The following is a 13,354-nucleotide window of genomic DNA, read 5'->3' as shown; positions in this document are numbered from 1 at the left end:
ACAGTGATGGTGTAAGGAGTGGTAGGGAATGCCAGAGTTAATACGATTACAAACCCCTGACTTTGAGTTTTCAGTCTGGGCGAATGATATTAGCCAGCGGTTGAGCGTGTACCAGAATACAATGGCACATAGGGTGAGCGCTAATCATACGCAACCTAGCTATGAATTGCGCTTTGCGCCAGCAGCGCAGCTGAGCAATGCGATTGAACCGCAAGGGCTAGTTGCAGATGATCTGGTAAAAAGTGGGTTAGATGAAAGTGACTTAGCCGAACATGAACTTGTTGCCAATGGCTTAGCGAAACACGCTGAGCTGACATTAAATTCCCCGCTGTTTTTTGAGAATACTCAGTACCAGTTTGAGTGGGTCTTTTTTAGTGAAGTAACTCATGCGCGGCTAACTCACCGAAGCCAAAACGTGAATGAGGCATTTCGTTTTGCTCCCGAAGTAAAAACCGCAAGGGGCGTGGTGCCCGCACGTTTAACCGGCACCATTAATACCGGCAATGATGTGGGCTGGTTACGCTTGCCACTTACCTTTGAGCACAGTGGTAAAACACAGACTCAGCATATTGCCTTTGAAGTGCTGCCAACCAAAATGGCACTGCACCAAGACTTACCCGCCATGTACCAAGCCATTGATGCTGTATTTCCTCATTGGCGTTTTAGTTTGGTAGAAAAAACTGACCAAACTGTTGCACGAAGCAAAAAGCGGGTTCACTTTCCTCTAATGTGGCTTGAAAGCTTTAAAGAGCTAAGAAAGCGCTTTGAGCAAGGCTTAAAAGTGATTTGTGCTGCACCGCATAGCCGTTTGCAACCTACAGTGGCCAACATCAAAGCGGCCAAGTTAAAAGGCCGTTTGCCCCATAAGTTAGCCGAGCAAGTTAAGCAAGACTTTGCGAATGGCCAGTACGATAAGCGCTACGCGGTCGAAAAAAAGCAACTGAGTGTGGATACCCCAGAAAACCGCTTTATCAAAATGGCGGTGAGTCAAAGCAAGCGGCAATTAGCGGAGTTTGAACAAAAGCTTAGGCAAAGTAACCAAGCACTAGAGCGGCCACGTTTATCAGAATTCTTCATTGATGAAGTGCATAGTTGGCAGCAGCCACTACAAAAAGTGTTAGGCCAAAGTTTTTTAAAAGAGGTTGGCGCCTACACAGGGTTAAGCCGTGAGTCGTTAGTGCTTCAGCAAAAAACAGGTTATAGCGCGGTGTATCGTATTTGGCAGGAGCTGAAATTTTATTTAGATGTGTTTGGCAATCAGTCGAGCATTTCAATGAAATCAGTGGCCGAGATTTACGAAGTGTGGTGCTTTTTGTGTTTGAAACAGATTTTAGAGCAGAACCTCGGCTTTGAATTGGTTGAAAATGGTGCGGCAGAGTTAAAACAAAATGATTTTTTTGAGTACAGCTTTAAAGAAGATGGCTTGAAAGGCGCGTTTCGTTTTAAACGTAGCGATGGTGTCACTGCAAGGCTAGCACACGAGCCTGTATTCAATAAAGACGGTGTAATTCGGTCTTATTTGGTTAACCAAAAGCCGGATATTGTGTTGGAAGTGACACTGCCTAAAAGCGCTGGTTCAACGAAAGCAGACTCATCAGAAGAAAAGCAGTTTATTTGGCTATTTGATGCCAAGTACCGTATTAAAACTGAGAAAAATCGCTTTGATGACAGTAATGAAGATATCGAAAGTAAGGATTACGTACCAGACGATGCTATCAACCAAATGCATCGTTATCGGGATGCCTTGATTCGTCTATCAGAGCCTCACGGACCTGAATCATCAAGTGGAAACGCTGCCCAATCTCCTAAGAAAAGCCGTCCTGTTTTTGGTGCCTTTGCTTTATACCCAGGTTTTTTTGATCAAGCCACAACCCCCAACCCCTACGCAGCCGCGATAGAAGAAGTGGGTATTGGCGCATTTGCCCTCTTACCTAGTCAAAATGGACCTAGCCAAAACGAACTTAGTCAAACTGAATCAACCCAGACTAAGAGCAGTTATTCCGGCCATCAATGGTTGCTAGCGTTTTTGCAAGCGCAAATTGGCACTGCGCCAAATGCACAAATAGGGCAAAACAATGAAGCCATGTATCCTGTGGCTGGCATGGCGGAAAGGCTCTACGTACAAGAAGCAGCACGCATACCGTATTACGGCATGCGCCAAGTACTGTACCCTGATTTGACGATGACAGTGGCATTGGGCAAATATAATGACAGATTCATAGATTGCTTTGAGAAGTTTAAAAATGAGGAATTACACTTTTATCACCTTCCAGTTTCGACATTTGAATTAAATTTTAAATCCCATGTTGTCAATGAGATTAGATACTTAGCCTTGATTCCAAATTATCAAGTGATCCACGATATTAGACTGGTCTGGCCAATTAGAGATATTCAATATGTAAAGAGACGAGAAATCGAATTATCCATCACAGGATATGAAAGCGACTCTGATGAGCCTTATATATTGTTTGAACTGGGTAAACCTTTTTCATTAAAAGCTCCGGTTGTTTTCCAGCCTAATGGTACATTTAGGCATTCGATAAAAATCACTACAATGGAGCAATTAGAACGAGCAGAGTACTTAAATCAAGCCAAAGCAGTTTACCTAGAGGCTTTGGCATGAGTGGGTATGGGTTTTTAAATATGACTTTGTTCATTTAATAGTATTGGTAAAGTAGATATGGTACCAGCTCAACCTAAAATTTATCATATTGTTCATGTAGACAGGCTCGTTTCTATTTTGGCATCTCAAGGATTGTTATGTGATGCCCAAATCATTGCACAAAATGCCATAGGCACAACGATAGGAATGAATACCATCAAGCAGCGCCGTTTAACAGAGTTAACCTTGAGCAGTTATCCGGATTTGTTTGTTGGACAATGTGTGCCATTTTATTTTTGTCCTCGTTCCATCATGCTGTATGTAATTCATAGAGCTGATAGTGAGGAGTTAGCATATAAAGGCGGGCAAGAGCCAATCATTCATTTACAAGCCGATTTAAATGCAAGTGTTCAATGGGCACGGCAGCAAAATCACCGTTGGGCATTTACTTTATCGAATGCGGGCTCACGTTTTTTTGAAGATAAAAATGATTTAGCGCAGTTGAATGAGCTGGATTGGCAGGCAATTGCTGCAACGCAATGGCAAAATTGCAAAGAGGGAAAACAAGCTGAGTTTTTGATGGAACACAGTTTTCCTTGGCACTTGATAGAAGCTATTGTGGTAAAATCCCCCGCTATTTATCAGCAAGTTGCAAACATCTTGCGAACAGCAGCATTTAAGCCCACACTAACAATAAATTCTAACTGGTATTACTGAGGAGGCCGTAGATATGATTAGAATGACACATGGTGATATTTTACGCGCTGATGCAGAAGCGATAATTAATACTGTTAATTGTGTTGGCGTGATGGGGCGTGGCATAGCACTACAATTTAAAAAGGCGTGGCCAAACAATTTCAATGCTTATGCTCTTGCTTGTAAAAACAAAGACGTACAGCCAGGTAGAATGTTTATTTTTGAAACGGGTCAATTAGCCAATCCTCGTTATATTATTAATTTCCCGACAAAACGCCACTGGCGTGCTGCAAGTCGTATTGAAGATATTGAATCTGGCCTTGTAGCGCTGGTTCATGATATTCAACGGCTTGGAATAAAATCTGTTGCTATTCCACCGCTAGGTGCTGGTTTAGGTGGCTTAGATTGGGCAATTGTGCGTGAAAAAATTGAAGAGGCAATGAAGCCTTTGCGTGATGTGGATGTTTTTCTCTACGAGCCTCTAGGTGCACCTCAAAACGACAAAATAGCAAAACATAAAGCAGTGCCTAACATGACGGCTGGTAGGGCTGTATTAATTGAGTTAGTGCAACGCTATTTAAGAGGTTTGCTTGACCCAACCGTTTCGTTACTTGAAGTTCATAAGCTTTTGTATTTTATGCAAGAAGCAGGTGAGCCATTAAGATTAAAATACGAAAAAGCGCATTATGGCCCTTATGCACAAAATTTGCGGCATGTGCTCAATGCGATTGAGGGGCACTTTATCTCTGGTTATGCCGATGGTGGAGATGCACCTGAAAAAGAGTTACGGCTAGTGCCCAGTGCTAAAGAAGATGCGCAGGAGTTTCTTACTCAACACCCTGACACTCGAACACGATTTGAGAAAGTGTCGCAGTTAGTCGAAGGTTTTGAGTCCCCACAAGGCTTAGAACTCTTGGCAACGGTGCATTGGTTAAGTAAACATGAGCCAGTACAAAGCACCGAAGAACTTGTACAAAAGGTACACTCATGGAATGCACGCAAACAAATGTTTACTGCAAGGCAAATTGCTATTGCAGAGCAGGTGTTAACAGATCAAAGCTGGATAACTGCATAGTTAATAAATAACGTAACTATTCGGAAATTCCAGATAGTTTATTTTTACTTTGTCTGGATCCTTTTCCCCGTCAATTTTAAAAACAGTACTCCGACAGTTCGAGTTTGTTTTTTGGCTGTGAGCCTTAGGGTGTTGCTACCGACATGAATGTCGGTAGCAACACGTGATTCAGAGTGGTTTTCGTTTTCTAGCTGTTAGTCAAAGCAGTGGGGATGATTTGTTATGAATACTCGAACCTGTTCAATTTGCGAGATGGGCCAACTCATCCTGCATACTGAAAAGATTACGGTTGAGCATTTGGGGCAACAAGGCCAAATTGAAAGCCAGTATTCAATGTGTGATTACTGTAATAGTGAACAGGCAGGTGCAGATGAAGCTCGTTTTAATAAGCTTGCCATGAATGCCTCTAAAAAGCAGGAGCTTAAAACAGTCTGATACATACTGCCAATTAAAAAGCGACATCAAATAATATCGAGCTATTTGGCGCTTTTGATATTAAAATTGCACCAACAACACCCCTCCCGCTACCCGTTAGATCAGCGCCCTGCGAGGGGTTACTCGTTTCTGGGGCTTGTGATTTCGAGTAGTTTGTAAGATATAGGCCCCAGTCTTAACGGCGACTGAGGCGCAGCCACGAGCCAAAACACTAGGTAAAGGCTCAACCAGCTTTAAAGAGCTTGAGTGAAATTGTGGTTTTCATCATAACAAATATCAAGCTATTTAGCCTTGTTGTTGAGTTTCCTTCTCGTCGTTAACAAAGCATTTGTTCGTAATCCACACATCATTCTCCGGTCCACAAAGGTGGTGCAGCAGCGCTAGGTTGATCTGGTGGCTGATCACGTTGGCGTTTCGTTTTTGGCGCTCTTTTTTCAAACCTCTCAGTAATAAACCTGTGCACGATTTACCCATTTGCTCCGGCGAACTGGGCAGGCAAAAAGCGCGGTTTTGCTGTTTGGGGTGCAAGGTAGCGCGCTTTCCCGTTTTAGATAAAGGCGTGATGCACCAAAAAATACAGGCGTTGGCCGGTGTGTTTGCTTGCAATGTTCTGGTTTGGCTTGTGCAATCCCCATATACCGGTAATAAATGTGCCGGTAACAAAACTAGTCCGCCTTGGGCATGGCCATCAACCTCAGGTAAAGGTAGCCAATACAGGTTTGGCCATTGCTCGGGGCTTTGCCATTTTTCTACGATCACTTGTGCGCCAATGCTGTTCAGCCATTGGTGAATCGGGCAGCCAGGGTGCGCTTGTTTAACGCGCGGTAACTGATAGGTCAGCCAGCGGGTTAAGCGTTCGGCTGCATTATCGCACTGGCTTAATGCTGGGTAGAGGGTAAACGCGCCATGCCCAACCAGTAACGCGACCACCTGCTGTATCCATTCTCTATCCCAATCGTTAGCACTTGCCCATAACACGTCACTTATCACCTTATTGGTTTTTCATGCCGTCTATTTTCAGTTGTCGGATGCAGACGCGGTGGTGAATTAGATGAAAGAAATGGCCATCAAACTAACCAGTCTAATCGGTTTTTTATGATCACCTGTGCGCGGCTAACTGTTTGAAATATATCGTCCAATACGGCGCTGTTTGGCGGCATTTGGCTAGTGCAAAAAATCGAGACGCCAAACGATCGTTTGCATTCTGGGTTTAAAAAACCAAACGGTTTGTACTTTGATGCCGAGGTTGGTTTAGGGTACAAAAAGTGCCAAACCTTGCTTTGAGCCAGTAATGGCAAGGCCTACCAGCGTTGGATTTCAATCGAGACGCCAAACAGTAAATGGACTAATTTCCCTGTTTGGCGTTTCGATCCAAAAGCCAAACGGATAGTGGTTTTGGCGTATGGGGGGTAAAGGCATGGGGAAGTGTTGAACGAAGAGCAGCTTGCTAATTTGACCTGGTATTTTATGAAGAGGCCTTTTCCAGCTTTAGTGAAGGTTGCTTGTCACTGTTACCCTCAAAGTACTCGAGGGCGTACCCCATAGCCTTGTAGCTTTTCTCGCGTTTTTTAAACATGCGTTGCAGCATAGGGAGAGCGCAGTCCACATAGTCGTGAATAGTGACTTGTGTTTTGCCTTCCGATTCACGATGAATACGACCGGCATATTGGGCCAACGTACCTTTCCATGCGATTGGCATGGCCAAAAACAACGTATCCAGTCTTGGCAGGTCAAACCCTTCACCCACATATTTTCCTGTTGCGACGACAACTTGAGCCGATTGTAGATGATTGTCAGCGTTCTTGCGTTCCGCAGCTTTCATGGCGCCTTTGAGTACGACAGTGCTTATACCCATCTCGGTAAGTCGTGAGTGTATGTACTCTGCGCTCTGTAAGGACTAACGGGTGAACGCTCGTTTTGAGCGCTACGCAAAGCCTCTCTTAATGCGAGAAGCTGCTGCTTTTCGTTTTCAAGCTCAGCTAGCCTGTTATCAATAGCAGAAATGTTTGGGTAGCGAGCGTCATTCATAACAAACTAATTTTGATTCGCAGCGCTATGAAGCGCGAACTTGCGGTGGCTTGATCAGTGACTCTGCTGGAATACCTAACCCTTCATGAAGTTTCCAAATCATTTTTAGCGTGAGTGATCGCTTATGGTTTAGGATTTCATAAACACGATTGCTTTTACCTATCATGGGTTCAAGATCTTTAACCGTTAAGCCTTTGCGCTCCATCTCAAACTTTATTGCCTCAACAGGGTCTGGCAAATCCATTGGAAAATGCTTTGCTTCGTAGGCTTCAACTAACGTAACCAAAATGTCCAGCTTTTCGCCTTCAATGGTATCTGGCTCCGCCATCATTAGGTTTTCGATGTCGTTTAATGCCGCGCGGTAGTCGGCATCTGTTTTAATAGGTCTGATGTCCATTATATTTACCTCTTGTTACTACCTTTTGGCTTTAAATCGTTTGCACATCAATTTTATCGTATTGTGCATGGCTGCCGATAAACCGTATGTAAACCACCTTGTAGGCATAATTGATCCAAACGACTAACCGGTATTTATTACCGGCAATGTTAAACACGACACGTCCATCTTTGAGGATGCTGGCATTTCTAAAGTCCTGTTTCACATCCGCCGGTGCTCCCCAATCAGCGTTTAATGCATGCCTATACCACGCTAAAGTTGGCTCTTTAGCGTCAATGTATTCTGGGCTGTCTTCCCAAAATGTTTTTAAGGTTGATAATGCGATAATTCTCATAAACAGATGTTAGTCCCAATTTGGGACTTTTGCAAGTTTGGTATTCTTGATGCGGTTAGGAGTTGTTACCGCATCCCCAATTGCCCCATTCCTTGGGGCAGTGTAATTTCCTTTTATTCACCCTCTAAAGCTTGGCATATCAAGTGCTGCCCCATTGTCCCAACTGCCCACGGTAAGTGAGCAAATGGCTTGTTAGTTTCGCCTGATGGGCCTTTTCGGCATGCGGCTGCGTTTGCCATCGAAGAACGCCAATACTCTGAACCAATAGAGCGATTCTTCATAACCTAGGCTGTACGTTGGGCGTGCAGGCGGGATGAGCCCTAGTTTACGTCCTAGGCCGACAATCACGTAGAACGTGAGTTTTAACGTCAGCCAAGGAGCGAGTACCACGAATACCATCAGGCATTGCCGAGTAAGTGCGTAGCCTATGCCATGAGGCTGTTCGAGTAGGGCAATGCCAATACACCAGCCAAGTCCTGCCAGCATGGCTATTGGAAAGGTAATGGGGGCGAGTCGCATCATAAATTGCATGTTAACGCCCTCCTGTGTGGTATTGTGAAGCGGGCTCAAAGTTCACCAGTGGTTCAACCACATCAGCTACGGTTTGATGGGCAATTCGGCGCTCTTCAAAGTAATCGTGGCGGTCGTAGATACCCTCAACGCCTTTTAGCTTATGGTAAAGCAGCGTTCGGCCACGTTGCCTGCAATGCCCAAAGAGGCGGCAAGGCTGCGAAAGGTGCGGCGCAAATCGTGTACGGTGAAGTGTTCAAGTTTGCCCATTTTATTGGGAGGCTGCTTTTTGCGCCCAGGCTCGCGACCAAAGAGCTTAGAAATGGCACGGTTAAGCGTATCTGGCCCCATATGTGGACGATGGCTTGCTCGTCTGGCTGGGAAAACATAAGGCGAGCCACAAGCGCGGATTTGCAACTCGTTAAACCAAGCAATGGCTTGGTGTGGTAAGGAAATGCTGATTGGGACGCCGGTTTTGCTGCGTTCTTTGGGCAGATCCCACACGCCTGTGGTTAAATCCATTTCACGCCACATGGCTTCGCACAGTTCGCTTTTGCGTACACCCAATACCAAAAACAGGCAGCAAGCGAGGTAGTTGTCGCGGCCAAAGCTATTGATATGGGTATAAAACACGCTAAAGGCGTAGTGAATTTCCTCTTTGCTAAGCATCCTGTCTTTACTGGACTCCACGCCACCGGCATCGTCTACGGTAAATGCTGCGGCTGGGTTGTTCAGCGTTAAGTCGAGCTTTATCGCATGCCGAAACAGCTGCTTCATGTACATCAAGGTATCGTTGGCAATGGTAGGGCGGTTACTTTCTCGAATGCGCTCTAGCACCTCCCGCACGTCACGTGCAGTCACCTCAGCAATACACTTAATGCCAATGACTGGGCTTATGTCTTTGGTGTAAACCCGATACGGAATCTTGGGATGCTTAAGTCGTCGACTAAGATCGGTTCGATACCAGTCATGGAACAGTTGATCCACGGTTTCAATGTTAGGTAACTCGATTTTCTGTTTTTCTAGAAGAGGATCTATGCCGTCACGTACTTCCTTTCGAAAGTATGCGGCGGCAATTCGAGCGTCTGCCAACGACATTAAAGGAAATTGCCCCAAGGTTGCTTCTCGTCTTCCTTTGGCTGTGGTGTAGCGGATCATCCAGTAAGGCGAGCCTTGTTTGCGGACGCAAAAGTATAACCCTTCACCGTCTGAATATTTTTTTGGGTCGGCTTTGCTGTATGCAATAACCTGTTTTGCTGTGAGTTTTCCCATGTTTACTCCATAGTTGCTGAAATAATGGAGGGGGCAATAATGGCTGCCCACCACCGATTTGCTTATTGAATCAGCAGCTAACCTGTTGTGGTGGCGAGTTAAATGCGAAAATTGGGTAACTTACTGCCCACCAATTTGCTCACCGCAAAATGCTTATTGAGCAAAAATGAGGGGACTGCCCACCATTCTGCCCACCACTAAACAGGTAGTTGGTAACGGACATCTGCAAACCGATTTGGACGGGGAAAATAAAAAAGCCTGTATTTTCAAGCAAATAACAGGGCTTTTAAGACATTCTTGGACGGGTAAAAAAACTATTCAATATTCTGAATTTGCTCACGCATCTGCTCAATCAGCACCTTAAGTTCAACCGCCGATTGGGTGATATCAGTATTAATTGATTTTGAACCAAGCGTGTTCGACTCGCGGTTAAATTCCTGCATCATAAAATCTAAACGGCGGCCAACTGCCCCGCCCTTTTTAAGAATGTTGCGGGTTTCTATTACATGAGCGTTTAATCGGTCTAACTCTTCGGCAACATCCACTTTTTGCGCAAGCATAATCATTTCTTGTTCGAAGCGGCCTGCGTCTAGCTCAATTTTTGCTTCTTCGAAGCGAGCTTGTACTTTTTCGCGCTGCCACACCATAATTTCAGGCATACGGGCGGTGACTTTCTCGGCTTCTATTTCAATGGCGTCTAAGCGCTGAGTAATCATGCCTTTCAACGCTTCGCCTTCGGTGGCACGTGCGCTTATAAAATCGTTAAGTGCTTGGTCGAACGCAGCCATAACATCGCCATGAATGGTATCCATGTCGGCTTCTTCGGCAGCAATCACACCAGGCCAGCGCAATACGTCTAGCGGGTTTACACCGGTAGATTGTCCATGAGCTTGTACCCAGTCGGAGGCTTGAAGTACTTGTTTAGCCAACGCTTCGTTAAGGCTAAGTGTGGTTACAGCAGCATCGTTGGCGGTGAAACGTAACGCGCACTCTACTTTCCCGCGGGCCAGTTTTTTTCTAAAACGTTCGCGAAGTACTGGCTCTAAAGAGCGGAATTGCTCGGGTAAGCGGAAATAAGTTTCTAGAAAACGCTGGTTAACAGAACGTATTTCCCATACGGCGGAGCCCCACTCTTTTTTCGTTTCAACCCGCGCGAATGCGGTCATGCTGTAAATCATAAATAGTCCTTTTATTGCACTTTTTGCAAATGAAAGCCTGCAAAAACAACCCGCTGTCGCGCATTGTGTCATCATTATCATCAGGCAGGTTTTCTTGTATTCACTATAGTAGCCTACATTGATAAGAGTTCGATATGCTAAAAGGGCGAAAGTTCGTTTTTAACAGCTGCTATTAGTGCGTTATACTTACGCCCCAAACTTAGGCTTGTCTGAACACTTACCCATTATTAAGTGCGTTACTTGCCAGAATTATTTCTTTTATAAGCATTCATCTCGTGGAGAACTCTATGCGTCCAAGCGGCAGAACCGCCAATCAAATTCGTCCAGTTACTATTACTCGTCAGTACACATGTCACGCTGAAGGCTCAGTGCTGGTGGAGTTCGGCAACACTAAAGTGTTGTGTAACGCCACGGTTGAAGAAGGCGTGCCTCGTTTCATGAAAGGCCAGGGCAAAGGTTGGATCACGGCGGAATACAGCATGCTTCCTCGTGCTACTCATACTCGTAGTGGTCGTGAAGCTGCTCGTGGTAAACAAGGTGGCCGTACGCTAGAAATTCAACGCCTTATCGCGCGCTCGCTTCGCGCTGCAGTAGATTTGAAACTACTAGGCGAAAACACGATCACGCTTGATTGTGATGTTATTCAAGCTGACGGCGGTACACGTACTGCGTCTATCACGGGTGCCTGTGTGGCTTTAGTTGATGCGTTAACATATATGCGTAGCAAAGGCATTTTGAAAGCCAACCCTCTTAAGCACATGATTGCGGCGTTGTCGGTAGGTATTTATAAAGGTACGCCTATTGCTGACCTTGAGTACACCGAAGATTCAGTAGCCGAAACAGACATGAATATCGTCATGACAGAAACCGGTAAGCTTATTGAAGTACAAGGTACCGCAGAAGGCGAACCATTTGCGTTTGAAGAGCTTGATGAAATGCTAACTATTGCTAAGCATGGTTTGCGTGAATTGTTCGATATTCAAAAAGCAGCACTGGCGTAAGGAGTTACCATGAAAGCGTTTCAGCGCAGTTTTATTGAATTTGCCATTGAACGTGGTGTACTTAAATTTGGTGAGTTTACCTTAAAGTCTGGCCGTGTAAGCCCGTACTTTTTTAACGCAGGGTTATTTAACTCTGGCGGTGACTTAGCCAAGTTGGGGCGCTTTTATGCCGATGCACTTGTAGATGCTGGAGTGGAATTCGACGTATTGTTCGGCCCTGCCTATAAAGGTATTCCTATTGCCACAACGACAGCGGTAGCCTTAGCCGATAGTCATCATCGTGATGTACCTTATTGCTTTAATCGCAAAGAGGCGAAAACTCACGGTGAAGGGGGCAACTTAGTAGGTAGCCCGCTGGAAGGTCGCATCATGTTAGTGGATGATGTAATTACCGCAGGTACGGCTATTCGTGAGTCTATGACCTTGATAGAGCAGCACAACGCGAGTTTATCCGGTGTGCTTATTGCGCTAGACAGGCAAGAACGCGGTAAGGGTAAATTATCTGCTATTCAAGAAGTCGAGCGCGATTTTGGTACTACAGTAATTGCTATTGTCACGTTAGCTGATGTGGTGACTTACTTAACTGAGCAAGACAACATGACTAATGAAATCAACGCGATAAATACATACCGTGAAACCTATGGTATTTAAGTATGGCGACTGAATTTCAACAAGCCTTTGATGAAGCCACAACGCATTTAGATGCGTTGGGGCTTCGTTGCCCTGAGCCGGTGATGATGGTGCGTTTGCAAATACGTAAGCTGGAAGACGGTCAGACTTTGTCGATAACGGCAGACGATCCTTCAACGGCACGAGATGTGCCTAGCTTTTGTCGATTTATGGAGCATACCCTAGTGGCATCACAAACCGATGTAATGCCGTATCAGTATGTGATCAAAAAAGGGGTGTAGGGCGCTCTTAGCGCTGTTAGTCAACTCAGGTTCGTCGATATCTGGCTTCAAACCCGCAATAAATACCAAACATGATAAACCCGACTCCCATGGCAGCTAACATGTAGAGCCCGAACGCTTGCTGGGTAAGGGTTTGTAGTGCTTGTTGCAGCCCTCCCGCCTCAGAAGGGTCGTTTTTTACCGCAGATATAACAAAAAAACTGCCCACCAGCAAATACACCACACCTCGGGCGAAATAGCCTAGTCTACCAACCACTTTGGTCGTTTTCTGTTTATGACCTGTTAGCTTTGCTTGTTCAAACTTTTTGAGGAAATCTGCTTTGTAAGCGTGTTTAAACTGCATAAAAGCAAATATAAGCACTCCTGCACCAATAGCAGCAACCAAATAGGTTCCCCATTGATACTGTAAAAGTTGATGGCTTACCTGTTCCCCTTTGGAACCACCGCCACTATTTGAACTACTGCCAGAGTTGCTACCAATTAGCACTTTTGCGCCTAAAAACGCAGCGCCGAAATAGAATATTCCTGATACAAACAAAAACACGCGCATAATAATGTCTTTCGCTTTTGTCATATCTAGCGATTCGGTATTTAAAATACTTTGAAGCCATCGCCACAGGGCATAGCTCACTAATCCCGCTATTAAAATACCGAGTAGCACTTGGCCAAATGGCTGTGATTTGAGGGTGGAAAACACGTTTTCTTGTGTCGCTTTTTCACGGTCTGCGGCAGTAATTACCGAGGAAAGAATAAAGACACCAAGCATGGAGTACATGATGGTTTTTGCACTGTAACCTGCGCTGGCAATGGCTGAAAGCCAGTTTGATGTATCGCGCACGGTGCGCTCCTCGTTCGTATAATTGAATTTCGTCTATTACGATTATCAAGAATCGAACCACTAATAATAAAGGCGTA

The 13,354-nt window shown here is 45.1% G+C and carries 14 protein-coding genes and 1 pseudogene; 7 read left to right on the top strand and 8 right to left on the bottom strand.

Features of this window, described 5'->3' with window-relative positions; all coding sequences use genetic code 11:
- Positions 1-28: 28 nt before the first annotated feature.
- The 4 genes from J5X92_RS03850 to J5X92_RS03835 all read left to right on the top strand — a co-directional run bounded on the left by J5X92_RS03850 (position 29) and on the right by J5X92_RS03835 (position 4,808).
- Positions 29-2,623: a restriction endonuclease-like protein gene (locus J5X92_RS03850; protein ID WP_208804695.1), complete on the top strand. Its 2,595-nt coding sequence runs from the start codon at positions 29-31 to the stop codon at positions 2,621-2,623.
- Between the two features lie 57 nt (positions 2,624-2,680).
- Entirely contained in the window at positions 2,681-3,319 is a 639-nt protein-coding gene (locus J5X92_RS03845) for a DUF4433 domain-containing protein (protein WP_208804694.1), read from the top strand.
- A 13-nt stretch (positions 3,320-3,332) separates the two neighbouring features.
- On the top strand, positions 3,333-4,373 hold the full coding sequence (locus J5X92_RS03840; RefSeq protein WP_208804693.1) for a macro domain-containing protein: 1,041 nt from the start codon (positions 3,333-3,335) through the stop codon (positions 4,371-4,373).
- Positions 4,374-4,595: 222 nt separating this feature from the next.
- Complete coding sequence (locus tag J5X92_RS03835; protein WP_208804692.1) at positions 4,596-4,808, top strand: hypothetical protein; 213 nt, start codon at positions 4,596-4,598, stop codon at positions 4,806-4,808.
- A gap of 285 nt (positions 4,809-5,093) precedes the next feature.
- On the opposite strand, the gene J5X92_RS03830 is transcribed toward J5X92_RS03835, so the two are convergent.
- From J5X92_RS03830 to J5X92_RS03800, 7 genes and pseudogenes are all read right to left on the bottom strand, one after another.
- Positions 5,094-5,786 carry a hypothetical protein gene (locus tag J5X92_RS03830; RefSeq protein WP_208804691.1) on the bottom strand — a complete coding sequence of 231 codons (693 nt, stop codon included), beginning with the start codon at positions 5,784-5,786 and terminating at the stop codon, positions 5,094-5,096.
- A gap of 487 nt (positions 5,787-6,273) precedes the next feature.
- A complete protein-coding gene (locus J5X92_RS03825) occupies positions 6,274-6,663 on the bottom strand; it encodes a hypothetical protein (protein WP_244360159.1) in 390 nt (129 codons plus the stop codon).
- A gap of 198 nt (positions 6,664-6,861) precedes the next feature.
- A complete protein-coding gene (locus J5X92_RS03820) occupies positions 6,862-7,233 on the bottom strand; it encodes a transcriptional regulator (RefSeq protein WP_000354813.1) in 372 nt (123 codons plus the stop codon).
- 31 nt (positions 7,234-7,264) lie between these two features.
- Complete coding sequence (locus J5X92_RS03815; protein WP_102309607.1) at positions 7,265-7,567, bottom strand: type II toxin-antitoxin system HigB family toxin; 303 nt, start codon at positions 7,565-7,567, stop codon at positions 7,265-7,267.
- A gap of 192 nt (positions 7,568-7,759) precedes the next feature.
- A complete protein-coding gene (locus tag J5X92_RS03810; RefSeq protein ID WP_015485388.1) occupies positions 7,760-8,098 on the bottom strand; it encodes a hypothetical protein in 339 nt (112 codons plus the stop codon).
- A gap of 1 nt (position 8,099) precedes the next feature.
- Positions 8,100-9,349 (bottom strand): annotated as a pseudogene (locus J5X92_RS03805) (integrase arm-type DNA-binding domain-containing protein).
- A 314-nt stretch (positions 9,350-9,663) separates the two neighbouring features.
- Positions 9,664-10,527 carry a YicC/YloC family endoribonuclease gene (locus tag J5X92_RS03800; protein WP_208804690.1) on the bottom strand — a complete coding sequence of 288 codons (864 nt, stop codon included), beginning with the start codon at positions 10,525-10,527 and terminating at the stop codon, positions 9,664-9,666.
- 287 nt (positions 10,528-10,814) lie between these two features.
- Between J5X92_RS03800 and rph the strand changes: the two genes are divergently transcribed.
- The 3 genes from rph to tusA are packed head-to-tail and all read left to right on the top strand — an operon-like array spanning position 10,815 to position 12,439.
- Positions 10,815-11,528, top strand: a complete 714-nt coding sequence (gene rph, locus J5X92_RS03795; protein WP_013786776.1) for a ribonuclease PH — start codon at positions 10,815-10,817, stop codon at positions 11,526-11,528.
- A 9-nt stretch (positions 11,529-11,537) separates the two neighbouring features.
- Complete coding sequence (gene pyrE, locus J5X92_RS03790; protein ID WP_126871521.1) at positions 11,538-12,179, top strand: orotate phosphoribosyltransferase; 642 nt, start codon at positions 11,538-11,540, stop codon at positions 12,177-12,179.
- Positions 12,180-12,181: 2 nt separating this feature from the next.
- Positions 12,182-12,439: a sulfurtransferase TusA gene (gene tusA, locus J5X92_RS03785; protein ID WP_013786774.1), complete on the top strand. Its 258-nt coding sequence runs from the start codon at positions 12,182-12,184 to the stop codon at positions 12,437-12,439.
- Between the two features lie 25 nt (positions 12,440-12,464).
- Here the strand turns inward: tusA and J5X92_RS21375 are convergent, their stop codons facing one another.
- A complete protein-coding gene (locus J5X92_RS21375) occupies positions 12,465-13,277 on the bottom strand; it encodes a DUF1206 domain-containing protein (RefSeq protein ID WP_208804688.1) in 813 nt (270 codons plus the stop codon).
- Positions 13,278-13,354: the final 77 nt, after the last annotated feature.

It is taken from the genome of Alteromonas sp. K632G (genome assembly GCF_017653625.1).
Lineage (GTDB): Bacteria > Pseudomonadota > Gammaproteobacteria > Enterobacterales > Alteromonadaceae > Alteromonas > Alteromonas naphthalenivorans.
The sequence above is the reverse complement of the archived record's forward strand: the minus strand, read 5'-3'. Positions and strand labels throughout refer to the sequence as shown.